The sequence below is a fragment of the Halalkalibacter sp. HAAS-P013 genome (assembly GCF_056619925.1).
The window spans coordinates 1-23,665 of record NZ_JBWQTU010000022.1; the positions used below are offsets into that span (position 1 = coordinate 1).

Annotated in this window: 25 protein-coding genes, 10 tRNA genes, 1 rRNA gene and 1 pseudogene; 4 read left to right on the forward strand and 33 right to left on the reverse strand. The window is 39.8% G+C overall.

What is annotated here, in order from left to right:
* The 12 genes from AC1FXP_RS20920 to AC1FXP_RS20975 form a co-directional block, all read right to left on the reverse strand.
* Nucleotides 1–98: ribosomal RNA gene (locus AC1FXP_RS20920) — 16S ribosomal RNA — on the reverse strand; the annotation flags it as partial.
* 179 nt (nt 99–277) lie between these two features.
* Nucleotides 278–354, reverse strand: a tRNA-Ile gene (locus AC1FXP_RS20925).
* 45 nt (nt 355–399) lie between these two features.
* Nucleotides 400–473, reverse strand: a tRNA-Gly gene (locus tag AC1FXP_RS20930).
* A gap of 7 nt (nt 474–480) precedes the next feature.
* Nucleotides 481–557, reverse strand: a tRNA-Pro gene (locus tag AC1FXP_RS20935).
* 24 nt (nt 558–581) lie between these two features.
* A tRNA-Leu gene (locus AC1FXP_RS20940) sits at nt 582–668 on the reverse strand.
* 28 nt (nt 669–696) lie between these two features.
* A tRNA-Leu gene (locus tag AC1FXP_RS20945) sits at nt 697–778 on the reverse strand.
* A 9-nt stretch (nt 779–787) separates the two neighbouring features.
* Nucleotides 788–864: transfer RNA gene (locus tag AC1FXP_RS20950), tRNA-Asp, on the reverse strand.
* Nucleotides 865–868: 4 nt separating this feature from the next.
* Nucleotides 869–944, reverse strand: a tRNA-Val gene (locus AC1FXP_RS20955).
* A gap of 33 nt (nt 945–977) precedes the next feature.
* A tRNA-Glu gene (locus AC1FXP_RS20960) sits at nt 978–1,052 on the reverse strand.
* Between the two features lie 13 nt (nt 1,053–1,065).
* A tRNA-Ser gene (locus AC1FXP_RS20965) sits at nt 1,066–1,156 on the reverse strand.
* 1 nt (nt 1,157) lies between these two features.
* A tRNA-Asn gene (locus tag AC1FXP_RS20970) sits at nt 1,158–1,232 on the reverse strand.
* A 124-nt stretch (nt 1,233–1,356) separates the two neighbouring features.
* Nucleotides 1,357–1,806, reverse strand: a complete 450-nt coding sequence (locus AC1FXP_RS20975; protein WP_480063939.1) for a SprT family protein — start codon at nt 1,804–1,806, stop codon at nt 1,357–1,359.
* 116 nt (nt 1,807–1,922) lie between these two features.
* Between AC1FXP_RS20975 and cmpA the strand changes: the two genes are divergently transcribed.
* Nucleotides 1,923–2,039, forward strand: coding sequence for a cortex morphogenetic protein CmpA (gene cmpA, locus AC1FXP_RS20980; RefSeq protein ID WP_480063905.1), 117 nt, complete (start codon nt 1,923–1,925; stop codon nt 2,037–2,039).
* Nucleotides 2,040–2,105: 66 nt separating this feature from the next.
* Here the strand turns inward: cmpA and AC1FXP_RS20985 are convergent, their stop codons facing one another.
* The 14 genes from AC1FXP_RS20985 to acpS all read right to left on the reverse strand — a co-directional run bounded on the left by AC1FXP_RS20985 (nt 2,106) and on the right by acpS (nt 13,255).
* Complete coding sequence (locus AC1FXP_RS20985; RefSeq protein WP_480063906.1) at nt 2,106–4,289, reverse strand: Tex family protein; 2,184 nt, start codon at nt 4,287–4,289, stop codon at nt 2,106–2,108.
* 204 nt (nt 4,290–4,493) lie between these two features.
* Nucleotides 4,494–5,093 (reverse strand): SpoIIE family protein phosphatase, encoded by a 600-nt coding sequence (locus AC1FXP_RS20990; RefSeq protein ID WP_480063907.1) that lies wholly within the window; start codon nt 5,091–5,093, stop codon nt 4,494–4,496.
* On the reverse strand, nt 5,093–5,878 hold the full coding sequence (sigB, locus tag AC1FXP_RS20995) for an RNA polymerase sigma factor SigB (protein ID WP_480063908.1): 786 nt from the start codon (nt 5,876–5,878) through the stop codon (nt 5,093–5,095). Before sigB ends, AC1FXP_RS20990 begins: the two co-directional genes overlap by 1 nt.
* Entirely contained in the window at nt 5,841–6,326 is a 486-nt protein-coding gene (rsbW, locus tag AC1FXP_RS21000; RefSeq protein WP_480063909.1) for an anti-sigma B factor RsbW, read from the reverse strand. Before rsbW ends, sigB begins: the two co-directional genes overlap by 38 nt.
* Nucleotides 6,323–6,646 carry an STAS domain-containing protein gene (locus AC1FXP_RS21005; protein WP_332634003.1) on the reverse strand — a complete coding sequence of 108 codons (324 nt, stop codon included), beginning with the start codon at nt 6,644–6,646 and terminating at the stop codon, nt 6,323–6,325. Before AC1FXP_RS21005 ends, rsbW begins: the two co-directional genes overlap by 4 nt.
* A gap of 57 nt (nt 6,647–6,703) precedes the next feature.
* Nucleotides 6,704–7,717, reverse strand: coding sequence for a PP2C family protein-serine/threonine phosphatase (locus tag AC1FXP_RS21010; RefSeq protein ID WP_480063910.1), 1,014 nt, complete (start codon nt 7,715–7,717; stop codon nt 6,704–6,706).
* 53 nt (nt 7,718–7,770) lie between these two features.
* Nucleotides 7,771–8,184 (reverse strand): anti-sigma regulatory factor, encoded by a 414-nt coding sequence (locus tag AC1FXP_RS21015; RefSeq protein WP_250098490.1) that lies wholly within the window; start codon nt 8,182–8,184, stop codon nt 7,771–7,773.
* A gap of 2 nt (nt 8,185–8,186) precedes the next feature.
* A complete protein-coding gene (locus tag AC1FXP_RS21020) occupies nt 8,187–8,543 on the reverse strand; it encodes an STAS domain-containing protein (RefSeq protein WP_250098491.1) in 357 nt (118 codons plus the stop codon).
* A 15-nt stretch (nt 8,544–8,558) separates the two neighbouring features.
* On the reverse strand, nt 8,559–9,377 hold the full coding sequence (locus tag AC1FXP_RS21025; protein WP_480063911.1) for an RsbT co-antagonist protein RsbRA: 819 nt from the start codon (nt 9,375–9,377) through the stop codon (nt 8,559–8,561).
* A 162-nt stretch (nt 9,378–9,539) separates the two neighbouring features.
* The gene (locus AC1FXP_RS21030; protein WP_034631315.1) at nt 9,540–9,890 is read right to left on the reverse strand and encodes a type II toxin-antitoxin system PemK/MazF family toxin; all 351 of its coding nucleotides are present in this window, start codon (nt 9,888–9,890) and stop codon (nt 9,540–9,542) included.
* Nucleotides 9,891–9,893: 3 nt separating this feature from the next.
* Nucleotides 9,894–10,178 carry a CopG family ribbon-helix-helix protein gene (locus AC1FXP_RS21035; RefSeq protein WP_034631317.1) on the reverse strand — a complete coding sequence of 95 codons (285 nt, stop codon included), beginning with the start codon at nt 10,176–10,178 and terminating at the stop codon, nt 9,894–9,896.
* A 191-nt stretch (nt 10,179–10,369) separates the two neighbouring features.
* Nucleotides 10,370–11,503: an alanine racemase gene (gene alr / locus AC1FXP_RS21040; protein ID WP_480063912.1), complete on the reverse strand. Its 1,134-nt coding sequence runs from the start codon at nt 11,501–11,503 to the stop codon at nt 10,370–10,372.
* 157 nt (nt 11,504–11,660) lie between these two features.
* The gene (locus tag AC1FXP_RS21045) at nt 11,661–12,671 is read right to left on the reverse strand and encodes a LolA family protein (protein ID WP_480063913.1); all 1,011 of its coding nucleotides are present in this window, start codon (nt 12,669–12,671) and stop codon (nt 11,661–11,663) included.
* 221 nt (nt 12,672–12,892) lie between these two features.
* Complete coding sequence (acpS, locus tag AC1FXP_RS21050; RefSeq protein ID WP_480063914.1) at nt 12,893–13,255, reverse strand: holo-ACP synthase; 363 nt, start codon at nt 13,253–13,255, stop codon at nt 12,893–12,895.
* A 153-nt stretch (nt 13,256–13,408) separates the two neighbouring features.
* Here acpS and AC1FXP_RS21055 point away from each other — a divergent pair, with 153 nt between their 5' ends.
* A complete protein-coding gene (locus AC1FXP_RS21055; protein WP_480063915.1) occupies nt 13,409–14,158 on the forward strand; it encodes a rhomboid family intramembrane serine protease in 750 nt (249 codons plus the stop codon).
* Between the two features lie 366 nt (nt 14,159–14,524).
* On the opposite strand, the gene AC1FXP_RS21060 is transcribed toward AC1FXP_RS21055, so the two are convergent.
* Entirely contained in the window at nt 14,525–15,568 is a 1,044-nt protein-coding gene (locus tag AC1FXP_RS21060; protein ID WP_480063941.1) for a YheC/YheD family endospore coat-associated protein, read from the reverse strand.
* A gap of 195 nt (nt 15,569–15,763) precedes the next feature.
* Here AC1FXP_RS21060 and AC1FXP_RS21065 point away from each other — a divergent pair, with 195 nt between their 5' ends.
* Nucleotides 15,764–16,567 (forward strand): hypothetical protein, encoded by an 804-nt coding sequence (locus AC1FXP_RS21065; RefSeq protein ID WP_480063916.1) that lies wholly within the window; start codon nt 15,764–15,766, stop codon nt 16,565–16,567.
* A gap of 385 nt (nt 16,568–16,952) precedes the next feature.
* Nucleotides 16,953–17,255, forward strand: a pseudogene (locus tag AC1FXP_RS21070) (IS4 family transposase); the annotation flags it as partial.
* 197 nt (nt 17,256–17,452) lie between these two features.
* Here AC1FXP_RS21070 and AC1FXP_RS21075 read toward each other — a convergent pair.
* The 6 genes from AC1FXP_RS21075 to AC1FXP_RS21100 form a co-directional block, all read right to left on the reverse strand.
* The gene (locus AC1FXP_RS21075) at nt 17,453–18,343 is read right to left on the reverse strand and encodes a metal ABC transporter substrate-binding protein (protein ID WP_480063917.1); all 891 of its coding nucleotides are present in this window, start codon (nt 18,341–18,343) and stop codon (nt 17,453–17,455) included.
* A 159-nt stretch (nt 18,344–18,502) separates the two neighbouring features.
* Entirely contained in the window at nt 18,503–19,096 is a 594-nt protein-coding gene (locus AC1FXP_RS21080; RefSeq protein WP_480063918.1) for a hypothetical protein, read from the reverse strand.
* A gap of 8 nt (nt 19,097–19,104) precedes the next feature.
* Complete coding sequence (locus tag AC1FXP_RS21085; RefSeq protein WP_480063919.1) at nt 19,105–19,428, reverse strand: DUF2325 domain-containing protein; 324 nt, start codon at nt 19,426–19,428, stop codon at nt 19,105–19,107.
* Nucleotides 19,429–19,577: 149 nt separating this feature from the next.
* Entirely contained in the window at nt 19,578–21,263 is a 1,686-nt protein-coding gene (locus tag AC1FXP_RS21090) for an ABC transporter permease (RefSeq protein WP_480063920.1), read from the reverse strand.
* Between the two features lie 32 nt (nt 21,264–21,295).
* Nucleotides 21,296–22,414, reverse strand: a complete 1,119-nt coding sequence (locus AC1FXP_RS21095) for an extracellular solute-binding protein (RefSeq protein WP_480063921.1) — start codon at nt 22,412–22,414, stop codon at nt 21,296–21,298.
* Between the two features lie 182 nt (nt 22,415–22,596).
* Entirely contained in the window at nt 22,597–23,655 is a 1,059-nt protein-coding gene (locus tag AC1FXP_RS21100) for an ABC transporter ATP-binding protein (protein WP_480063922.1), read from the reverse strand.
* Nucleotides 23,656–23,665: the final 10 nt, after the last annotated feature.

Below are 23,665 nucleotides of genomic sequence, written 5' to 3' on the forward strand. Positions count from 1 at the left end.
AACGTCATAAGAGCAAGCTCTTAATCAGTCCGCTCGACTTGCATGTATTAGGCACGCCGCCAGCGTTCGTCCTGAGCCAGGATCAAACTCTCCATAAAAATGGTAAGCTGATTAGCTCATTTTGCATCACGCTAGCAATGCAATAAATTTCTTTGACGAGATATCATGTATCTCTATTTCGCTTGGCTTTTGTTCAGTTTTCAAAGAACTCGTTAGTCGCTCATTGGCGACCTAACCTATATTACTAGGTATCTAATCAATAGTCAAGAACTTTTTTTGGTGGGCCTGAGTGGACTCGAACCACCGACCTCACGCTTATCAGGCGTGCGCTCTAACCAGCTGAGCTACAGGCCCTAAAAAAGGCATAAAAAAAGCACTTAATACTTTTCTTATTTAAATTGGAGCGGGTGATGAGAATCGAACTCACGACATCAGCTTGGAAGGCTGAGGTTTTACCACTAAACTACACCCGCGAAATGATGGTCGGGAAGACAGGATTTGAACCTGCGACCCCCTGGTCCCAAACCAGGTGCTCTACCAAGCTGAGCCACTTCCCGTTACTAATATATTCATATAATAATTGGTGCGGTTGAGAGGACTCGAACCTCCACGGGGTCAACCCCCACTAGGCCCTCAACCTAGCGCGTCTGCCATTCCGCCACAACCGCGTTCACACCAAGTGTATTCAATTTAAAGTGCGGGTGAAGGGAGTCGAACCCCCACGTCATAAGACACTAGATCCTAAGTCTAGCGCGTCTGCCAATTCCGCCACACCCGCAAAGGTAAATGGCGGTCCGGACGGGACTCGAACCCGCGACCTCCTGCGTGACAGGCAGGCATTCTAACCAACTGAACTACCGGACCAATATGGTGGAGGATGACGGGATCGAACCGCCGACCCCCTGCTTGTAAGGCAGGTGCTCTCCCAGCTGAGCTAATCCTCCGTTGCAACAATCAAAAACTGTCAATCTTAAAAATGGTGACCCGTACGGGATTCGAACCCGTGTTACCGCCGTGAAAGGGCGGTGTCTTAACCGCTTGACCAACGGGCCAACAAAAAAATAGTGGCGGAGAAGGAGGGATTTGAACCCTCGCGCCGCGCAAACGACCTACACCCTTAGCAGGGGCGCCCCTTCAGCCACTTGGGTACTTCTCCGTGGCTCCACAGGTAGGACTCGAACCTACGACCGATCGGTTAACAGCCGATAGCTCTACCACTGAGCTACTGTGGAACATTGCTGCTGACTTTAGATATTCTAATACAATATCTTTTTGATGTCAACTTTATTTTTTATCGCCTCGTTCAGCGACTTCTATAATATATCATAGAGCTATATTAATTTGCAATACTCTATTTTATATTTTTTTAAGCTTTCCTTTACACTTTCCACATACATATTTACGAATATCTAGTTTCCTTTTCCTCTTGTAAACAAGACTGCAGTTTTCACATTGATAACGATGAATGACACTCGATGTTCTGACAGTCCCTGGTACTACTTCACAAAACCTTGGTGCCCCGACTTTTTCCATAAGCTTTTTAAAATCCTGATCACGATGCTGGTAACCACTCCCTTGTAAATGCAGATGGTAATGACACAGTTCATGCTTAATGATCCCAATAAGCGTCTCTTCACCAAAATGCAAAAGCTGTTTTGGGTTGATCTCAATGTTATGGCTTCTAAGCAAATATCTTCCTCCTGTTGTCCTTAGTCGATTATTAAACGACGCTCTATGCTTAAACCGCCACCCAAAATTCTGTAAAGAAACACGCTCTACTAGTCTCTGAAGCTCTTCTTCTGTCATCACTTCTTGTCTTTTATTCATAAATCTCCACCAATCCCTCAAAATCCCTCAACTTTGACAAACCCTTCTTCATATAATAATCCAAACAGAGTAAGTTGTTAAGGAGTTGGTTGCTTATGCCTGCATGGCTAAGACAACAATTAAAGCGTGCGTACCTAGAAAAGGACCGTTACCAAATTAAAGTCCTAAACCAATGTTGGTTCTATTACAAAGAAAAAGAGACTGAGTTTTAATTAACATGTTTGCATGAAAAAAGGTGACACAAGAAGGATTGCCCACCATGCGTCACCTCTATTCTATTATGATACGTGCTGTGCTTCCGGCTGCTTCATCGTTAATGAAACTCTTCCTTTTTGAACATCAACTTGCTCGACCCAAACAGTGACAATTTCTCCAACTGCAACAACCTCTAATGGGTGTTTAATAAAACGATTGGTGAGCTTTGAAATATGAACGAGCCCATCCTGTTTCACTCCGATATCCACAAACGCACCAAAGTCCACTACATTACGCACAGTCCCTTGTAATTCCATACCAGCTTGTAAGTCTTCCATCTTCAAAACATCTTGCTTCAATAACGGCTTTGCTACTTCATCACGAGGATCTCTTGATGGTCGGATTAAGCTATCAACAATATCCTTTAACGTCGGAACCCCAACTTCAAGTTCCGAAGCTAACCCTTCTAAATTGATCGATTGCAATTGCTCTTTAACCTTTTCCGTTCCAATCTCATCTACTGTAGCTTGAATATATTTTAATAATTTTTCAGTTTCTTTATAACTTTCCGGGTGAATAGCGGTTGAATCTAAAGGCTGGTCACCATCTTGTATTCGTAAGAAACCAATCGCTTGCTCATACGTTTTCGCTCCAAGGCGCGGAATTTTTTTCAGTTGTTTTCGATTTGTAAAACGCCCTTCTTCGTCTCTACGTTTTACAATGTTCGTCGCAACTGCCTTTGATAACCCCGCCACATACTGTAACAAGGAAACCGAAGCTGTATTTACATTCACTCCTACTTGGTTAACTACAGTCTCAACAACAAAAGTTAATGATTCATTTAAACGCTTTTGTGATACATCATGTTGATATTGACCGACACCTACTGATTTCGGATCAATTTTCACTAATTCAGCCAACGGATCTTGAAGCCTGCGTGCAATCGACGCCGCACTCCTCTCTTCAACTTGAAGGTCAGGAAACTCTTCTCTTCCTAACTCCGATGCCGAGTATACACTCGCTCCAGCCTCATTTACAATGAGATAATAAACAGGCTTGGTCAATTCTTTCATAACATCAGCTATAAATTGCTCTGTCTCACGAGAGGCTGTCCCATTTCCAATCGCAATCATTTCAACGTCATATTTATCAATAAAATTCTTCACAACTTCAGTTGCCTTTGCTGTTTCATTGCGAGGTGGTGTTGGATAAACAACAGCAATATCTAGAACTTTCCCCGTTGCATCAACTACAGCTAGTTTACACCCTGTCCGGTAAGCAGGATCGACACCTAATACAGTTTTATCCTTCATCGGCGGCTGCAGCAATAGATGGCGCAAGTTCTCTGCAAAAATATGAATCGCCTGCTCCTCTGCTTTTTCCGTTAACTCATTACGGATATCCCGTTCAATCGATGGCTCAATTAAACGTTTATAGCCGTCCTCAATCGCTTCACCTACCACTGTAGCCGTAGGCGAGTTTGGATACCGAACCAATTTACGCTTCGTTTCATTTATAATTCGATCAACCGGGAATGTCAGTGATACACGAAGGATCCCTTCCTTTTCCCCTCTATTCATCGCCAGAATACGGTGGGGAACAATTGACTTAATGGCTTCTTCATATTCGTAATACATTTCAAATACTTGCTTTTCATCCGCCTCTTTATCTTTCAAGGTCGTTTTCATTTTCCCATCTTTAAAACCTATTAACCGAATCGCTTTACGTATTTCAGCATCATCAGATACCGACTCAGCTATAATATCTTTAGCCCCCGAAATAACATCTTCAACAGAAGTTAATTCATGCTCCTCTGAAAAGTACTTAGACGCCTCTCCTTCTATTGAACCTGTTTTTGGAAATGACCGCAGCCATAGAGCAAATGGCTCAAGTCCCTTTTCCTTCGCAACCGTTGCCCTCGTTCTACGTTTTTGTTTAAAAGGGCGATATAAATCTTCTACCTCTTGCAATTTTTTCGCTGCTTGAATTTTCACACGTAACTCATCTGTCAATTTACCTTGTTCATCAATTAATCGGATTACCTCTTCTTGACGGTTAGCCAATTGGTTAGCGTACTCCCATCTTTCTACAATTGTTCTAATTTGGACTTCATCTAACCCGCCAGTCATTTCCTTTCGATAGCGCGCTATAAAAGGGACTGTGTTACCTTCTTCGACCAACTTAATTAATTGTTCTATGTATGATGATTTCACATTTAGTTCTTTAGCTATTATTTGAATCGTTTCATTTTGCTTCGTCTCATTCATTCGAACACCTCATCAAAATAGAATATGTTAATTTATGATAGCATAAGTTTGTTCCATCCTTCTAGGAACATTCTTAAAAGCCAGCTTAATGATAATAACCAAATATGATCGAAAACAAAAAAGAGAGACCCGCAACCAACTTACCTCTCAGCGTTCATACAAGAACCTACATAACAGGAGGGCTTAGTCTTGAATCTCTCTTTTTTAATACAGTTTTCCTACTAGCATCGTTACATCGTCTGAAGCAAAATAATCACTTGAAAAGAACGTTTCTGAGATAGCTTCAGGAGACGTGAGTTGCAATAATTTTTCTCTCAACGGCCTTTTTTTTACGCCATCAGAGTATAACAAAAACAAACTACCTTTCATATACGGAAAGCTACTCGCACTTAATCGATGCCTCTTCCCGGAAAGGTATCCCCTAGTTGGAATCGGCCGAATTGTTCTTCCATCCGGCAAATACATAACAAAACCAACATTCCCAAAGTTACAGTAACGAACTTCTTGCCTCTTATAGTCGACTTTAATAACAGTCAAAACCGCTCCTCGTTGGTCACTTAACGCATCGTTACACAATTCCACCATCTGCTCTGTAGACTTATGATGATGAGCTCCGATCACTCTTAAAGCCGCTTTAGCTGATTTGTGAGCCCCTTCTCCACTACCTAAACCATCAATAACCGCACAGACAGCATAATCTGACTGGTGAATGACTGTATGTGCATCACCACTGCAAGCATTCCCCTTCTTCGCTTGTTCAAATGCAGCAACTTCGACCTTGTCATCTTGATAGATCGTAACCATTATAAAATCTCCGAAGGTTCAATTTTAATTGATTTACGTAATTTCTCGAGCGCTCGTCGTTGCAAACGCGAAACATGCATTTGAGACATCCCTAGCTTCTCTCCTGTTTCCTTTTGGCTATAATTTTCAAAATACGTACAGATTAAAATTTGCTTCTCTCTCTCCTCAAGGACATTGAACGCCTTCTCTATTACTAATTTTTGATCGGCTTCGTCATAACCAGAATCAACATTTCCAACCAAATCTAATAACGTAACCTCGCCGCCCTCTTGATCAGCTTCAAGGGAACGATCAACTGATAACGCTTGATAACTTTTTCCCATTTCCATCGTTTCGAGAATTTCTTCTTCTGTAACACCTAAGTAATCAGCTAATTCTTGAACTAAAGGCGACCTTTGTAACTCAGCCGTAAGTGCCTCAACCGCACTTTTTATTTTTGGGCCTAACTCTTTAATCCTCCTAGGGACATGGACACTCCACGTTTTATCTCGTATAAAACGCTTAATCTCTCCCACGATCGTGGGTACAGCAAACGACTCAAAACTTTTACCCACTTGAGAATCATATCTTTTTAATGCGGCTAATAATCCAACCATCCCCACTTGAAACATGTCTTCCTCGTATTCTCGTCCTTTAGAAAACTTACGTGACAACGAACGAACAAGAGCTTCGTAATGTCGCACGAGCTTTAACTGAGATTCCTCGTCACCATGATGCTGATAGTGCTCGATCCACTCATAGACCCGTTCATTGTTCTGGTTGTGTCTGCTGGATTCCACCGACATCCTGTTCCACCTCATCCCCATGAAGGAACTTCGTCATAACAAGCACTATACCTGACTCATCATTGATTTCTATTTTGTCCATCAGCGTACTAATTAGGAATAATCCTAGTCCACCTTCTTTTAAATCTCCTACTGGTCGACTAGCATCTACTGGACCTAAGTGATCTTTTGCTTTTGCTACATCAAAGCTTCGCCCACTATCTGCAACAATAATTTCCATCCGATTCTCATACAACAAAAAAGAGACATTCATCATTCCACTTTCTTCATATGCATGGTTGACGACGTTGGTACATGCTTCTGCAACAGCAATCTTCAAATCTTCTATATCGTCATAGGTGAATCCAGCTCGATTGGCAATTCCAGAAACAGTCAAACGGATTACTCCTACATATTCCGGCTTGGCAGGTACGCTCATAAAGATGTGGTCTGCCTCATGTTGATTCATTTTGAACCCTCCTCTTCTTCAATTGCCATCACTTCATCCAAACCTGTAATTGTAAACAGTCTTTGTACTCTTTGAGACATACCTACAAGAGTAAGTCGAGAGTTATTAGCATCGGTGGCTTTTAACGCTCCTATAAAAACCCCCAAGCCTGTACTATCAATATATTGTACGTCTGAAAGATCAACTTTTACATTGTTCCCCTTTTCCGCTAATGGAATAAGTTCTTCACGCAGTTTCGGAGCGGTATAGGCATCAATTTCACCTGCTACATACAAAACAACGACGTCTGCTTTATTTTCATAACGAATAGATAAATTCATAACGATATCCCCTTCCTAAAAAGTAGCTAAAGAGTGTATACCACTTTTTCATAGTTCTTAAACTTTTCTTCTAATAATCATTAAAGTAAAATCATCTTTTAATTGAAAATCTTGCAATTTTGCCAATTCATAATAAACACTCTCCACCACTTCCTGCGCGGACAAATGCATATAGTTTCGAATTAACCCAATGATTTCTTCTCGATCAACAAAGCGTTCACCTATCCGGCTCTCAGTCACACCATCAGAAAGGAAGACGATAAAATCACCGATTTCAATCTTCCTACTATATTCTCTAAATTTCGCATCCCGTGACACACCAAGAGCAATACCTTTTGCAAAAAGCTCTTCGAATTGGTCGTGCTTTGCAAAATAAAAGAATCCAGGTTCATGACCCGCTCCCGAGTAATGGAATTCATGCGTACGAGAATCATAAGATCCATACATCATTGTAATAAACATATTGTCATCTATATTTTGTTCAACTACACGATTTAAATTTTCTAGAAGCGCTGCAGGTTGCAAGCGTTGTTCAGGTAAGCTGTCCATGGCATACTTAATCATCGACATACAAAGCGCAGCCGGTACTCCTTTTCCGATGATATCCGCAATCGCAACACCTACACTTTGATTATCGTCCATAATATAGTGATAATAATCGCCACTCATCTTAGCAGCTGGAACACTAATTACTCCAATATCAAGAGAACCTATACTTGGTATTTCCTTCGGCAGCAATGTTTGCTGCATATTAGCTGCTACCTCAATTTCAGATTCCAATTCTAGCTGGCGATCGCGCAGGCTTTGATGTTCACGATAAGCCATACCATACCCCATCATGACTTCAAGCAACAAATCTAGGGAATCAAGAACTTCCTCAGCTATCGTCGGGAACAATTCCTCTAACACTTCACGGTGAACACTAATTAACTCTTCCGGAGAAACCTGATGCTCAAGAAGCACTTTACTAAATTGTTGAGCTTCGTACAATCCATGCTCACTTTTTTGGTGTAAAAACATTTTCAGTATACGTTTATACGTTTCCTCTAAATTCTGAACAGTCTCTTTCACAAAAGTCCCCCCTTTTTTACAGCATTAGAAAAAGGTCAGTCCAACAAATAATCTTACCTTAACCACTTCGTAGCTTTAATAACCGTACCTTCCCCAGCTTCAGAATCAATAGTAAATTCATCCATCAACCTCTTTACTCCAGGCAAGCCCGCACCCATCCCACCAGAAGTCGTAAAGCCATCAACCATCACTTGTCTAATATCTGGAATCCCCGGACCTTGATCTTGAGCAATAATTCTAAGCCCTTTTTTGACACCGATTTTTGATGGCTTTTCCACAACTTCCAAACAGATTTCACCACGTTTAGCATAAAGGTAGATATTACGAGAAAGCTCTGATATAGCTGTCGTAATTCGGGCCTGATCTACACTTCCAAAACCAATCTCTTTTGATAAGGAGCGGCCCGCTTGTCTAGCCGCAACAATCCCCCACTCATTTTTCACTTCAACACAGGATTGGGTTTTCATCCTCACCCCTCCAATTCTTGCTGCAACTTCGTTAACCCTTGTTCTAAATCTAGTGCAGTTTGAACATCATCAAGTTTTATACCCATGTCGATAAGCGTAATTGCTACAGCAGGCTGTATTCCTGTTAACACAACTTTCGCTCCCATCAAACTAGACATATCTACTACATCTCCAAGTACTTTTGCAATAAACGAATCAATCATGTCAACTGAAGTTAAGTCAATCACCACTCCGAGGGAACCTTCTGTATGAATTTTATTAAGAAGGTCTTCTTGGAATTGCAACGCCGTTTGGTCGTCAAGTTCAACTTGGATACTTATTAATAAATATTGATGTAACTTCAAAATAGGAATTCTCATCTTATTTCCCCCAACTTACAAATGGACCATTTTTTTGTTAGTAATTTCCAGAGCTGTCTCAATTCCCTTTTTCAGCGTACTTTTCGTTGGGAACTTACTTAAATCAATCCCTAAATTGACAATCGTCTGAGCAATTTCTGGCCTAATCCCAACTAAAATACAAGTTGCCCCAACTAACCTCACAGCTTCAGATGCCTGTATGATGTGGTGCGCGACCATCGTATCAACTACCGGAACACCTGTTATATCAATTAAGACAACCTGACTACGGTGTTCAATAACTCCTTCTAATAAATTCTCCATAATGAGTTTCGCTCTTGCCGTGTCAATTGTTCCGATAAGAGGCATAACGGTTACATCTTCAATTACCGGAATTAAAGGAGCTGACAACTCAAGCAAAGAAAGCTTTTGCATTTCAATAATATCTTCCCAATTCCCTGTGTAATCACGGACGAGTTGATTAACGATCCCGTCAATCCATTCTTCAAGGTCACTGAACGTTGACAACAAAGCTTGTACATCTGATTCAAGTTCAGAAAGAAAAGCTAAAAGAACTCGGCGGAACGCTTGGAGTCCTTGTGTAAAATAAGACAGTGGCCAACCTGCTTGAATATATTTTTCGGCGAAAGAACTGAGTTGCCCCTTTGCCTCCTCTTGATCTGTTGTAACCTGACTTATAATAAATCGCATGAACTCTTGATTCATATTTTCATAGACATCATCAGAAATTGAAGTTAAATAATTTTTTGTTCTGACAAGTTCCAATTCTTTTTTCCAGTGTTCTAACACTGCATCTCTTTGATTATTAAGCAATCTAATAATATACGGTTGCATATCGAAACCTCCTGTAACATCCTTACTTTTATTATTCCACGAGGAAAAACGAGTTGCAAAGATAATTGTCTAAAACTTTTTACATATTTGTTTATACTTCTTCTAACTAGAACAAAATCGCCCTAAACCAAAAAAAGCCTCGTACGAATACGAGGTTTTTTTCTAAAAATCAATAAGTCCTAAACTAATGAATAGAGCATCGTTCACACGATTCATCATGTCATCATCTAGATGTGTGATCTTATCAGTTAATCTTTGCTTGTCAATCGTTCGTACTTGCTCTAATAAAATGACAGAATCTCGATCAAAACCATAACGCTTGGCATTGATTTCAACATGGGTCGGTAATTTCGCCTTCTGAATTTGCGCTGTAATTGCAGCAACGATTACGGTCGGGCTGAAACGATTGCCAATATCATTTTGTATGACGAGTACAGGACGAACTCCTCCTTGTTCTGAACCAACAACAGGTGAAAGATCCGCAAAGTATACGTCGCCTCGTTTTACAATCAAAGGCTACACCCCACTCACTAAGCGATCGAGGGTATTCTCTGCTTCCTCCTCGGCAAGAAAAGATTCTGATGCAATGTTTAGGTTAATTTTCGCCATTTCCATGTAACCTTGTTGCATAGTCTCACGAATTTGACGCTTCTTACGTTCGCGAAGATACATCTTTGTAGCTTGTGATATAAATTCACTACGATTGACGTTCTCTTTTTTGATCACACCGTCCACCTCGTTCAACAAATGTTGTGGCAAATTGATTACAATGCGCTTTGTGTTTTGCTCTGACACAAACATCCACCCCCAGCATCCACCATTAACCTTATATCCTTACATATATAATACATAAAAAAAACAGATAGTTCCTAATTTATCTCTAACATTAATCATAGCACTAGCTAGATCAAAATGCAAAGACTCAATAGTCTTTCTTTTTCTGTTTTTTCGATTCCATCTCAGAAACTCTTTTATTATTATCCAATTTCAAACTATTTCACATATACCCTTGGAACCCTTGGTCCAATTACACATGGAATTTCGTAATTAATCGTTCCGAGCCTAGCGGCAACTTCATCCATTGTTATCTTATCATTTCCATCTTCACCAATCAATGTTACGACGGTTCCCGTTTCCACTTTTTTTGGTAACTTGACCATGCATTGATCCATACAAATACGTCCAACAAAGGGAACTCTTTCTCCATTAACTAATACTACCCCTCCTGACGTACTATGATACCTTAACCAGCCATCAGCATATCCAATTGGAATCGTTCCAATCCACTCATGTGCTTTTGTTTTATATGTCGCACCATAACTAATTGACTCCCCAGGGGGCAGTTCCTTTACCTGAACAAGACGACTTTTCAACGAGAAAGCGGGCTTTAACTTGACGGGAAGCTGTGCTGTTATTTCTGGAGAAGGTGTCAATCCATACATCGATATTCCTAAACGGAATAAGTTAAACACTTTCTCCGGAAACCGCATTCCCGCTGCACTGTTTCCGCTATGAATAAGTGGCACACTAATTTCCCATTCTTCTATCCAACCAAGCATCTCTTTAAAACGTTTATGTTGTTCATTTACATAAGAATCATCTAATTCATCAGCTGTTGCAAAATGGGTATAAATTCCGTCTAATTCAAATCGATCATGTTCTAAAACAAACTGAAAGAGCGCTGAAGCCTCTTCATGTGTTCGAAGGCCAACCCTTCCCATACCTGTATCAAACTTCACATGTAATTGGATACGTTCATCATCAGGAAGATAGCTCTTTGCTTGTTGTAGCCATTCAACTTGAAATACTGTAATTATGACATTGAGCCTAGCTGCTACATGAACATCCTCTGGTCTTATTCGACCTAATACAAGAATAGGCGTTTCTATTCCAGCCTCTCTAAGTACAATTGCCTCATCTAACAAAGCAACCGCCAAGTACGTCGCTCCTGACTGTAAGGCAGTCTTGGCCACCTCAACTGCTCCATGACCATACCCATTCCCCTTTACGACAGCCATTACTTGAACGCCCTTGTTCACGTAAAGCTCCTTAATCGAAGATACATTGTGAGCAATGGCACTCAGATCAATTTCTGCCCAAGTATCTCGATAATACGTATGACTCATCGCTTTTCCTCCCAAACCAATACTCTTTTTTCTCTAATTTTCGTTTCATTTTACCATAAAGCGAACAGCAAAAGAAAAGGGGATATCCCAAAAGGTCTGCTTTTGACCTTTTGGGACATCCCTCTGTTACCGGCTTTTGAGACAGCCTCTTGACCGATTATTTCTCTTCTGTACCATACACAGAGCTTGCAATTGACATCATTTCTTCTTGGCTTAAGTTTTCAGAAGCAAGGAAGAAGTCAACACCATTGTAAGACCATTGTAATGACTCACTTGTCATGACACCAATTGTAAATCCAAGATCGACCGGCTCACCTTGACTTACATTCATTGGTGTTGAAGCAGGCACGACTTGACTTTGCTCTTGGATCAACGTAAATGGCTGTTCACCACTATATTGAAGTACGACACGTTCACCGTTTTCTGACTCAATATTTTGAGAAGCGTTGAACTGCGTCCCATCTGGCGTATACATTGGATAATAAACAGTCATTGGCTCTAACGGTTCTGCCATTGCTGGCTCCTCCGTCATTTGTGCACCTGTCATATTGCGTTCCATGTCGAAGTCGCCTTCATTGAAGCTTGCATTCCATTCAAAGTTTGTGAAATCAAGTTGAACAAGTACTTCAAGATCTGCATTCATAATCTTTACCTGAGCAGGAGATAAATCCTTCTTATTTAACTTAATTTCTTGAGTATTTAAATTCTTATTTTGATAGTTTGTATTCGTTTGGAACACATAGTAATCCTCATCAGCTTGGAAAGATCGCTCTGGATCCATCAAAATATCTTGGATAAGGGATTCATATAGGTATACTTGACTGCTGTTTGTCGGCCAATCGCTTTGGAAACGGAAACTTTTGTTTAAAGCGGGTGTCAACACGAAAACCCCATCATCATTACGTAGGATAATTTGGCTTTGGTCTTTATTTTGATTTTCTAGAGCTACACGATAATAGCTCTTCTTTTGATGCCAAACATCCACTTCATATGTTTGTTGATCCTTTCCTGTTTCTAAAGTCATCGTAGACTTTGCCTTGTACCCAGTCATTTCCTCTAACTTCTCGTCTAAATCTGTCATAATGTCTTCTTGTGTTTTTTCGCCGCAACCTACGAGTATCATAGATAGTAGTAACCCTAGTGTAGCGAACCAGATTGCTTTTTTCATGCTTTCACCCCTTTGTCTCATTTGAAAGAAGAGAGCGAATGCATTCAAGAGACGGCTTACTTCATGCTGTGTGCCCCGTTTCGTTACTCGGTAAATACGACTGGTATACTTAGCGAGTCAAAAGAAAACTAGGAACTTCTTGTGGAAATTGACCTAACTTGAATGTTTACCTCTTCTATTCGCACTACAACTATATGAGACAACCTTGAGCAATATGCAGACTAGCTTAACGAGCTTTCAATAATTACTTGAGCAATAGCATAATTTCTACTATGTGAAATAGAAAGGTGAATGTGGTCTCGAAGCCCTGGTACAACTAATGTTGGCTTCCCACTCTCCTCTTTCAAAATTTCAATATCATGCCAACTATAACTTTTTGAAATTCCAGTTCCAATTGCTTTTACAAATGCCTCTTTTGCCGCAAATCTGCCAGCTAAAAATTCAATCTTCCGTGTTTTCGAGTATGTTTCAAAAGATTTTTTTTCGTTATCAGTTAAGATTCGCTCAACAAAACGTGTTTGACGCTCCATAATGTTTTCGATTCGATCTAACTCCACAATATCAATTCCAATTCCAATGATCACAACTAATCCCCCCTCACTTAAGCATCTCCTTTGTTCACATTACATAGGCTAAAGTAAAAAGCTCGTCTTCACCTTGTAAATTCTACAAACCCTTTCATTTAAGGTATTTTTACTTTTTCTGTTATAATAGCAGATATCAAAGGAGGACGTATTATGTTTATCCGAAACGAAAGCTTCTATTCTTTCAGACGTCAATATCCCGTTATTACGATCCTTGTAGCGATTCATCTTATTTTATTTGTTTGGATGAACTTTCTCCCACTCGGTAACTACATCCGTGCTTTAGGGATTGGCTATAACCTCGCTATCGCAAACGGTGAATACTGGCGCCTGCTCACTCCCATTTTCATGCATATTGGAGCAGGTCATGTCATTTTTAATTCCTTTTCACTCGTTATTTTCGGCCCTGCTCTTGAAAGAATGCTAGGGAAGATTAAATTCATCCTTGTCTATCTCATTACTGGTATTATAGCCAACATAGCTACATTCTACCTAGGCGGCCTGACATATCCACCTCATTTAGGTGCGTCTGGTGCTATTTTCGGTTTACTTGGAATGTATGTCTATCTTGTCATTAACCGTAAAGACTTAATTGATCGAATGAATTCACAACTTGTTATGACGATCATTGTCATCGGTTTAGTGATGACGTTTGTAAATCCAAATATTAATATACTCGCTCATTTATTTGGCCTAATTGCTGGAGCTGCGCTTGCTCCACTCTTTCTCATCGGTGCAAGACCTTTTTATGCGGAGCAACGGATTTTCACTGATCACAGTGATCCCGTCTTCGACCCAAACAGGTGGCAGAAAAAAAGAAGAAACAACAAACGTATCAAACAAGCACTTTGGATCGGCCTTGGTATCCTTGTCCTTTTCGGATTGCTTGGTCGAGTGTTATAAACTATATTTACTTTCGGGGTGTCTCCACATTCCCATCAAGCTAAAATTTAAAATACCCCCAAACATAAAAAAGTGTCCATGACATATATCGTAGCTTATTTTTTCGTCTTCGGGGTGTAAGAATTTCTTAACTTGATGGGCATGTGGTAGGCCCCCTCTTCTCTCGAGAAGAGGAAGAAAGGAAAGGATTCTGTAGTAAAATCTTCGGTAAATAGGGGGCGTTTTAATTATGTCAGGCATATTTATTGAGTTTTTAAGACTAGTTTTTTGGAAAGACATAAGTAAAAGTATATGCAAGAATTTTGATATTGGTAGACTTTGAGCCTCTCTCTCAACGGGAGAAAAGAGTTTCTAGCAACCTACACATCATTGAGAGAGATAATAAGCATATTCCAATGGTCTGCTATAAATTCGACTTGTGTTTTTAAAACCTTTCATGTCTTTGTATATATTTTTTTGAGGTTTTCCGTTAAGTTCAATTATCCATAGCTTTTTTTGTTCATCTAATGCAAAATCGACACTCAATTCTCCCAATAACCCCAAATGACTTTCTGCTTCCTCTGCGGCCTGCACACTTAACCCATGTAGAGATTGGAGTATTTCATTCAATTTTTCTGAAGAAAATAATCGTGGAAAAACTTCCTCCACACAATACATGTCTTCATACATACTCATGTTAAAGTAATTTTCGTGAGCCACTCTACATGTTATAGTGGAAACCATCCATTTACCAAGAATCCCTTTTTGAACAAGGACTCGGATATCAAAGTACTTATGATTAAATTGACTCACACGAATTCCTTGTTGAACGATGTATTCCTTTCGTCCGAGAAGGTCATCCAATTTTTCCTGAATCGATTCATTTTTTCTACAAATATATGTTGGAGGTAAGCTGTGCAAAGAAATGTGAATATCTCCATGATCCATTTGTTCAATGCGATATACAGACTTCCCTTTAAACCCGCAAGGTGGTTTAATATATACTATTTTATATTTCTCTAATAATTTTGCTATACTCACTTCATGATACAAAAATGTCTCTGGTATATATTGTTCAAGGCTTGAATGTTTCAGTAAGTAATAGAACTCCCATTTATTAAAATGGGTGACTACGTTGAAACATCTGTTCTTACCAATCACGTTCTCAATACGACGTATCGTATTATTATTTTTGTTATAACACCGGTTATAAACGACCATAGGGAAAGGGAATCTTTTTTCTTTCCACCTTTTCCCTTCTCGAAAAAGACCGAGGATGCATTGCTCATGCCACAAAATATCGGGTGCTGTAAAGACGAAGAGCTGGACAGGCAGATCATGATAGCGTTCATATAGCTCCAATACTTTTTTTCTTCTCTTCTTTGAATTTACTAGAATACCTATTAATGTGCGATTCCCCAATCTTATCACTCCTTGCATTTTGCCATTTTTATTATCTAATGAAAACATATAAAGAATAGTTTTTACAAATAACAAATAAGAACATAATATCCGCGAATGTATTACTCCATTCGCCTTTTTTAAGTTAAACAGGCATTTGCACTATTTCTTATCAAATAAACTTTTAATATGATAAATAAATCAAATGTAGAAAGAGGTGAGATCATGGGAAGATGTATATGTCCCCCAGGACCTCCAGGACCAGAAGGACCAGAAGGACCTCAAGGGGTAGCAGGACCTCCTGGACCTCAGGGAGAGCAAGGTGAACCTGGACCTCAAGGGGTAGCAGGACCTCCTGGACCTCAGGGGGAGCAAGGTGAACCTGGACCTCAAGGGGTAGCAGGACCTCCTGGGCCTCAGGGGGAGCAAGGTGAACCTGGACCTCAAGGGGTAGCAGGACCTCCTGGGCCAGCGGGAGATGGAGGATTAATTCCATTTTCAACAGGTATCATCCTCAGTGGTGCTACGGTAGTCTCAGCAGCTCCAATTATAATGGGTTTTGGTAATAATACGGTTCAAGTTATTGACGGTTCTGGAGAATCAACTAGTCCACCAGAAACAGGTGGCTTCGCTTTCCCAATTCCCTTTGCGGGTACCGTTCAAAATTTACAAATAAGTGCAGATTTATTGGTTGCTTCTGTTACTTCTATAAATACTCTAGGTCTGCAATATGATTTTACAGTATTCCGCGCGCCTTCAGTTCCTAATAATGGGATTGATCATAGTTCATCACCTTACGTGACAACTCCGCTAACTAGCTCAGTTAGATTCGGATTTCCGAATACCGTCATTACGCCCGGTGTCCCTGACGGTTTCCGTACAGCAACGAATATTAATCTTGGTTCAATAGAAGTCGCTGAGGGGGATCGTATTGGTATTCGTGTGAGGACGCTTCAGTCGACTGATCCTTCAGCAGCTGATGTCACCCAACTCTCGTTTAGTGCCAGTTTATCTTATACTCCTTTTTAATAGGCATTTAGCTTGTTATTATGAAAATTGCGTAGCATATTTAAAATCTCATTTCAACCTTACAAACGGGCAAACGGACATCATATCAGTTTGTCCTTTGTCCTTTGTCCAGAAAAAACTAGTTATCAGGCGGTCCCATAGAAATCGAAAACATACTAAAATTAATAATATATCTTAGCTACTAATGGTATCACTTACATTAACTTTTACTAGTTTGGACGAAATGTATAAGAGCTTGACCTAAGCGTATAAAAATTCAAGTTATGTTAGTATGGTTGACTTCTCAAGATTGAAGGTAATTTATGTTCACATTTAATCGTGTGTAGTTTGATATATGAGGGACTTTTATAATAAGGAGTGAGACGATGGGGAGAAATAACGGACTGGTCAATTGATTAGCATTTTATTGTGCTCCTCGACGATGTTCCAAATGCGTCAGTTACTGTTAATGAAAAAGAAACGAGAGCTAAGTGGATACAAAGCGACCTACATAATCAAGGATTACTATCCTCTCTTACAAAAATGTTTACAGAAAGAGATTGAAGAAGTATTCAAAATCCTAAAAAGGCTATTTCACTTATTGGAAAAACTCGGACAAAAATGTCACAAGTATACGAAGAAGACCGTTTTCGGTATATTGGGAGTCGTTTATCATTCTACCATGTCCCAGAAGAATTTAGCTGCATAAAAAATAAGGAGAGGGAGCAAATTTAACAACCAAATTTTCACCTCTCCGATGAGAGCTATTTGGCATGAAGATCTTCTGTCGCCTACAACAAGAGTGAGTCAGATGAAAGAAAAACCTAAATGCCCCTCTCTTAGCTTGATGGCGATGGGGTGTCTCCAAAGGTCTACTTCTAACCTTTTGAGACACCCCTGTTTTCTTTATCTCTTTAACCCTTCAACAAATGTACTCACATTATGTTCCATCATTTTAATATAGCTCTCTGCACCACTACCTTCAAGCCCAACAGCATCTGTATACACTTCTCCAGCAATGTCTACCCCTGCATCACGAGCTACCGTTTCCATGTAACGAGAATCAACCGTTGTTTCCACAAACACCGCAGGAAGATTACGTTCTTTCACAATTTCAACAAGAGCTGCAATTTGCCCCGGTGTTCCTTCTTCATGAGAGTTTAATTCCCAAATTCCATATGTCTCAAAACCGTATTGCTCTCCAAAATATTGAAAGGCATTTTCACTTACGGCAATAACGCGTTCATCGATTCCTTCCACTTCTGCTTGAATCCAAGCATGAAGCTTCTCTAACTCTTGAATATAAGCTTCTGCATTTGCTTGATATTCAAGAGCCCCTTCTGGGTCACGTTCAATTAAGTCATCACGAATATTCTCCACATACGTAATAACATTGGTTACATCTAGCCAAGCATGTGGATCTTCACCTTCTTCACCAGCAATCGGTAGAGGAGTCACTCCATCTGAAACGGAAACAATAGAAACATCTCCTGTATTTTGAACAAGACGCTCTAACCACTCTTCTAATCCAAATCCGTTCACATAAAAGACGTCAGCATCGCTCACTTTTCGGAAATCACTAGGAACTGCTTCATACTCATGTGGCTCTTCACCAATTGGTACTAAGTATTCGACATCGGCACGATCACCGGCTACTTGCTCTGCTAAATCACCCAATATCGAAAAGCTTGTTACAACCTGCAATTTGTCGTTTGTCTGTTCTTCAGATCCCCCACAAGCAGCTAAAAGCATTGTCATCACGAATGTCGCGAGAAATAACTTCCATTTCTTTTTCATGTTGCTTCCTCCCCCTACAATTGGTTCCTTACCAAAGATATGCATAAGGGCAACTTTCTGTTCCTAATTGGGAGGCATTTTCTTTTGATAGCTCAAAAAAAGCATATGCTTACCATATGCTTCATAACACAACATCTAATTGTATGTATCACACTCTTGTTAACAACACCCGTAACCGTCTTCTAACTTTGGGAAATGAACATATCTTTTCGCATTAATTAAATCAATGACTTCAATTTGATGGGGTAAAAAACCATTTTTCTCAAAATAATATCGCTTCGCTACATCGTAATACGTTTGCAATAATTGCTCATCTACCTCTAACAGCATTTTTTCCAATACGATTGCTTCATGACAATCTCTCACCTCATGAGTGGTAACTACATCAATAGCACAATTTTCAAACGACTCATTATAAGTATGAAAGGAGCTCCTAGTATTAATTAAGAAGGTTAGCAAATGATCAATAACAATAGCCGATATCGAAAGGAACTGTTGGATTGAGTGAAAGATGTTCCGATCTAACCTAACCCAATAATCACTAATTAATCGAAATGTGTAAACACTCGATCTCATTAATTTAGGCGTCTTGACATAAGCTCTAACAATATCATTAACTGTACTTTGAACAGCTTGTTTCCAATTGTATTCAACAGCTACGTTTCGAAATTCATGGTCGTAGTATTCATAAGGGCAGTTCAGGAAAACTTCATTTAGGCGACTGTGCCGAACCATAATTATTTGATTACTCATAATTGTGTTCAATTTCTTCGAATGTGGCATGATCTTTCATTCTCACAGCCATAATCACATTTCCCTATTGCCTGGTAAATCGAGCACCATGAACGTTTCGCATAACAGATAGGAATATCTTGGTCTGTCGCCTTCTTCTTAAGGACACCTGTTAAATTGTGATTAATGAAGTCCGTTAAGACTAAAACCAAGTCAACATGAGAAGGAATCTCCCTTTTTACCATTTGAACCTTACGACCACTTACATGAATGATTTCATTAAAGCCTATCTCTTCTAATTTTTTCGGAATGGAGCCTAACCGATCAGCCCCTACTATTAACAAAGAAGACATCGCCAACACCCCTAACATTGAGAATTGTTATCATCATAAATGAAATTGATTCTCATTGTCAATATTTTTTTTGTTAAAAAGTGAAAATAAAAAATGACAAAAAAGCACACCAGCTTTATTAAGTCTGGTGTGCATCATAATTTTAGCTATTAGTATTTTTTCAATAAGTAACGTAACGGAATAATAGAAACGAGAATAATTAATAGTGCAGCAGGTGCCGCTAAATGATAGATCGCTTCCGTAGCTTCAAAATAAACGCGAACTGCTAATGTATCAAACCCAGGAGGTCTGAGCATTAACGTTGCCGGAAGTTCTTTAATAGAACTTACAAATACGAGTGCACCACCCGCTAACACACCGGGCATGATCGATGGAAGAATCACTTTAAACATCACTTTCCATGGAGGATAACCCAAACTACGAGCTGCCTCATCAATTCTTGGAGAGACAAGACTTAACGAAGCCTCCCCCGCCTGCATCGCTTGTGGCAAGAACCGAACAACAAAAGCAAGAGCAATCATATAAAACGTATTGTATAGAGCTGGGATATGGTTATTGAAAATAAAGATCATCCCTAACCCGACAATAACACCAGGAAGAGCATATCCTGCATAACTTAATTTATCAATCCCACTTGAGATAAAAGAAGGATACCGGGACTTTAAATAAATAATCGGCATTGCAAGCAACATACATAAAATAGCAGCAAAGCCCGAAACCTTAATACTGTTCCACGCAAATCCGAAGAAACGATCATCTAAGGCCCCCATACCAATTCCAATAATAGACCAATACACAAGAACAATAATCGGAAGTAGAATAGACAAAACAAATACTATTCCCACATAGAAGACCGCAAGTGGTTTCCACTTCCCAAGAGGTAAAATGTCAGGCTCTCTAAACGTGTTGGTTGTTTGATAGTACTTATTTCTCTTTCTCGTCCTTGCCTCAATCCAGAGAATAATAATCGTAAGTAGAATTAACACTAAACTTAATACAGAAGCAGAAGCTGTATCAAAACTAGCTCGTTGAAAGTAGATCGCCGCTGTAAAAGTGACATAACGAAGCATCGCGATTGCTCCGAAATCAGAAAGAACATAAAGCGAGATTAAAATGGCCCCCGCCCCAATAGCAGGGCGTAAAAATGGTAAATTCACTTTCCAAAATATTTTCGCTGTACTCATCCCTTGCGAACGTGCTACTTCTTCGAAATTTCGATTCATTTTACGTAAAGAAGCACTAGCAATCAAAAAGACATATGGGTACGTAAACATCGTTAAAACGAAGAAGACACCCCAAAAGGAATATATATTTATAGGATATTCACCGAATATATTTACTAACCAAGGAGTATCTCTCCAAACATTTCTCACCCAACCACTTGGACCAAAAACAATGATATAGGTAACAGCACCAACATATGGTGGAATGACAAGTGGCAAAGCAAGGACCCACTGCCACATCTTTCTCCCTGGTAAATCAGTCCGGATGACAATCCACGCTAAGGATACACCAATAGCGATTGCACATACCGTTACAGCAGCTGTTAGTGAAAACGTATTCCATAATAACTGTGGAATCCTCCCATCCAATAGTCGCATCCACCGATCTACTCCCGCAAAGAGCGAGCGCCAAACCACATAAATAATCGGCACTGACATGATAAGTGCTACTACTAGTCCAAATAGTAATAGGATAGGACCTGGTGGATTTCCCTGCCAAGTATTAAACCATGTTTTCCGAAAAAAACGGAGAAGGGTTGGGGTATATTCATCCCCAACCTTAGCACTAGAATCATTATTCAATTGGTTGTCTTTTTCACGATTGTTATCCATGCTGTCCTCTCCTAAAAAGATTAACGCTTTATTTATTTAAGCTCTAAATCTAAACCGGAATCTTCAATAAGAGCCTTTGTATCTTCAAAATAGTTCCCTAATTCTTTTAACGGCATGTCTTGAATTTTTAACTCACTAAAGCTAATCGCAGCTTCGTAAGGTGGGTCTAACTCTGGGTTAATTGGAAGCTCTAACGACTCTCCAACAAATGCAAGCTGGTTTTCTGTCTCTAATACCCACTCGATAAATGCTTTTGCGTTTGCTTCATTTGGACCACCATTAACTAGGCCGATACCTGCAGCGTTTGCGATTGCTCCCATTTGATCATCGCCTTGATCAGCGTAAATGAAACCTACATTGTTATCAGTTGGTTCTTCAAGTTGTTGATGATAATAATAGTTGTTAACTAGGCCAAATGCATGCTCCCCTGCACCTACTGCACGACGAATATCACCATGACCTTCAAAGATACCTGCTGCATTTTCTTTAATAGTTTCAATCCATTCAGCTGTCTTCTCATCGCCCCACTCATAACGTAGTGCAGATACGTTTCCGATCATACCACTGTTACCACCACGAGTGATTGCATATCCATTTTCAACATCTGCCCATTTTGCATCGAATAAGTCTTCCATGCTCTTTGGCATTTCTTCTTCTGTAATCATATCTTTATTATAAATGAAACCACGTGCTCTAGCCGATAGAGCGATCCAAGCATTATCATCTGCACGGTATTGCGCGTCAATTGACTCAACACCTTCAGGATCGAATCCTTGAAGTAAGCCTTGTTGATTTAAAAATTCCAAAGCTCCAAGGTCATTTGAAATAAATACATCCGCTTGAACATTTCCTGACTCCTCTTGAAGTTGAAGAGGATCTGCTCCGTGTAGCGCTAACACTTCAATGCCTGTTTCTTCTGAAAATTTATCAAGTAAAGGCTGTACAAAGTTTTCGTTACGTGCTGAGTATACTACAAGTTGTCCTTCTAGTTCCACTACTTCTTCAGTTTCTTCCCCTGTCTGCTCTTGTGTTTCTTCACCCGCGTCTTCTGCCGGCTCCTCAGCTGCATCATTTGTGCCTCCGCATGCTGCCACAACAAAAAGCGACATTACTAAAATTCCAAACAAGAAAATCTTTAAAGCTTTGTTCATCTCTGACTCCCCCTGTATGTATGTTTTTATTTTGGCAACGTGTAATGATATTCATTATCACTCTCACCCACAATACGTAGTATAGTGCAATTGATAATCATTGTCAACATCATTTTCTGAAAATATAAATGATAAAAAAAATAGGACTCTTAAAGTATTTGTATACTTTAAAAGCCCTTACTTTACGCTTCAACAAGCGCAACTAATTCTGCCTTAATATCAAAGGAAACTACTGAGCCAATTTCAATATCCTGTTCAATTGGAGCATACACAACCATAGGCAAAGAGGATTCATGTTGGTCACCTAAGCGAACTTCAACCTCTTGATATTCACCACCATACGTAACACGCTCTACTGTCCCTGAGTAACGTCCATTTTCAGCTAAACGGCAACCTTCAGGACGAATCGACACACGTACATCCTCTAATAATTTCTCACTTTGTGTCGGTAAGGAAACACGGCCGATATACGTATCAACATGCTTTAAATCTGAACATAGTGTTCCTTCTAATAAATTCGTTTTTCCCACAAATTGAGCAACGAAGCAATTCTTAGGACAACGATACATTTCACGAGGAGATGCGATTTGTTGAATGACACCTTGATTCATAACAACAACACGATCAGAAACCGCAAACGCATCTTTTTGGTCATGAGTAACAATAATAGCTGTTGTGTTCGCCTTCCGCAAAATAACGGTAACATCATAACGCATGCGTTCACGCAGTCCAGCATCTAAATTACTGAACGGTTCATCCATAAGAACAACATGTGGTCTTGGGGCAAGAGCTCTAGCTAAAGCTACACGTTGTTGTTGTCCACCTGATAGTTCATTTGGATAACGCTTGCCATACTCAGCTAAACCAACTAATTCAAGAACTTCTTTTGCTCTATCTTTCTTTGCTCGATTGCTCCATTTATTTAAACCGAACGTTACATTTTTCTCAATTGTAAGATGAGGAAACAATGCATAGTCTTGAAACACCATACCAATTCCTCTTTTCTCAGGAGGAAGGTACGTTCTATCACTATATACTTCATTATTATCAATTGTAATCGAACCACTTGTCGGCTGTTCAAAACCAGCGATCATTCGAAGAGTGGTTGTTTTCCCACACCCACTTGGACCTAGGAGTGTGATAATTTCGCCTTTTTCAATATCTAAGTTTATCGTGTCAACAGCTGGTGTTTCCGTTTTCTTGTACAACTTTGTAAGTTGTTTTAATTGAATAAAGCTCATACGTACCTCC

Excerpts from the sequence above, each read along its gene's own strand:
- AC1FXP_RS20975 (WP_480063939.1), bottom strand. The coding sequence starts at position 1,806 with ATGACAGAAGAAGAGCTTCAGAGACTAGTAGAGCGTGTTTCTTTACAG.
- AC1FXP_RS21015 (WP_250098490.1), bottom strand. The coding sequence starts at position 8,184 with ATGAAAACCCAATCCTGTGTTGAAGTGAAAAATGAGTGGGGGATTGTT.
- AC1FXP_RS21080 (WP_480063918.1), bottom strand. The coding sequence starts at position 19,096 with ATGAGTAATCAAATAATTATGGTTCGGCACAGTCGCCTAAATGAAGTT.
- AC1FXP_RS21035 (WP_034631317.1), bottom strand. The coding sequence starts at position 10,178 with ATGTTTGTGTCAGAGCAAAACACAAAGCGCATTGTAATCAATTTGCCA.
- AC1FXP_RS20990 (WP_480063907.1), bottom strand. The coding sequence starts at position 5,093 with ATGGTTACGATCTATCAAGATGACAAGGTCGAAGTTGCTGCATTTGAA.
- AC1FXP_RS21085 (WP_480063919.1), bottom strand. The coding sequence starts at position 19,428 with ATGTCTTCTTTGTTAATAGTAGGGGCTGATCGGTTAGGCTCCATTCCG.
- AC1FXP_RS21020 (WP_250098491.1), bottom strand. The coding sequence starts at position 8,543 with ATGAGAATTCCTATTTTGAAGTTACATCAATATTTATTAATAAGTATC.
- AC1FXP_RS20985 (WP_480063906.1), bottom strand. The coding sequence starts at position 4,289 with ATGAATGAGACGAAGCAAAATGAAACGATTCAAATAATAGCTAAAGAA.
- AC1FXP_RS21005 (WP_332634003.1), bottom strand. The coding sequence starts at position 6,646 with ATGAATTTATCTATTCGTTATGAAAATAAAGCAGACGTCGTTGTTTTG.
- cmpA (WP_480063905.1), top strand. The coding sequence starts at position 1,923 with ATGCCTGCATGGCTAAGACAACAATTAAAGCGTGCGTACCTAGAAAAG.
- sigB (WP_480063908.1), bottom strand. The coding sequence starts at position 5,878 with ATGTCGGTGGAATCCAGCAGACACAACCAGAACAATGAACGGGTCTAT.
- alr (WP_480063912.1), bottom strand. The coding sequence starts at position 11,503 with ATGAGTCATACGTATTATCGAGATACTTGGGCAGAAATTGATCTGAGT.
- AC1FXP_RS21025 (WP_480063911.1), bottom strand. The coding sequence starts at position 9,377 with ATGCAACCGTATATTATTAGATTGCTTAATAATCAAAGAGATGCAGTG.
- AC1FXP_RS21075 (WP_480063917.1), bottom strand. The coding sequence starts at position 18,343 with ATGAAAAAGAAATGGAAGTTATTTCTCGCGACATTCGTGATGACAATG.
- AC1FXP_RS21095 (WP_480063921.1), bottom strand. The coding sequence starts at position 22,414 with ATGAACAAAGCTTTAAAGATTTTCTTGTTTGGAATTTTAGTAATGTCG.
- AC1FXP_RS21055 (WP_480063915.1), top strand. The coding sequence starts at position 13,409 with ATGTTTATCCGAAACGAAAGCTTCTATTCTTTCAGACGTCAATATCCC.
- AC1FXP_RS21045 (WP_480063913.1), bottom strand. The coding sequence starts at position 12,671 with ATGAAAAAAGCAATCTGGTTCGCTACACTAGGGTTACTACTATCTATG.
- rsbW (WP_480063909.1), bottom strand. The coding sequence starts at position 6,326 with ATGAATCAACATGAGGCAGACCACATCTTTATGAGCGTACCTGCCAAG.
- AC1FXP_RS21065 (WP_480063916.1), top strand. The coding sequence starts at position 15,764 with ATGGGAAGATGTATATGTCCCCCAGGACCTCCAGGACCAGAAGGACCA.
- AC1FXP_RS21090 (WP_480063920.1), bottom strand. The coding sequence starts at position 21,263 with ATGGATAACAATCGTGAAAAAGACAACCAATTGAATAATGATTCTAGT.
- AC1FXP_RS21100 (WP_480063922.1), bottom strand. The coding sequence starts at position 23,655 with ATGAGCTTTATTCAATTAAAACAACTTACAAAGTTGTACAAGAAAACG.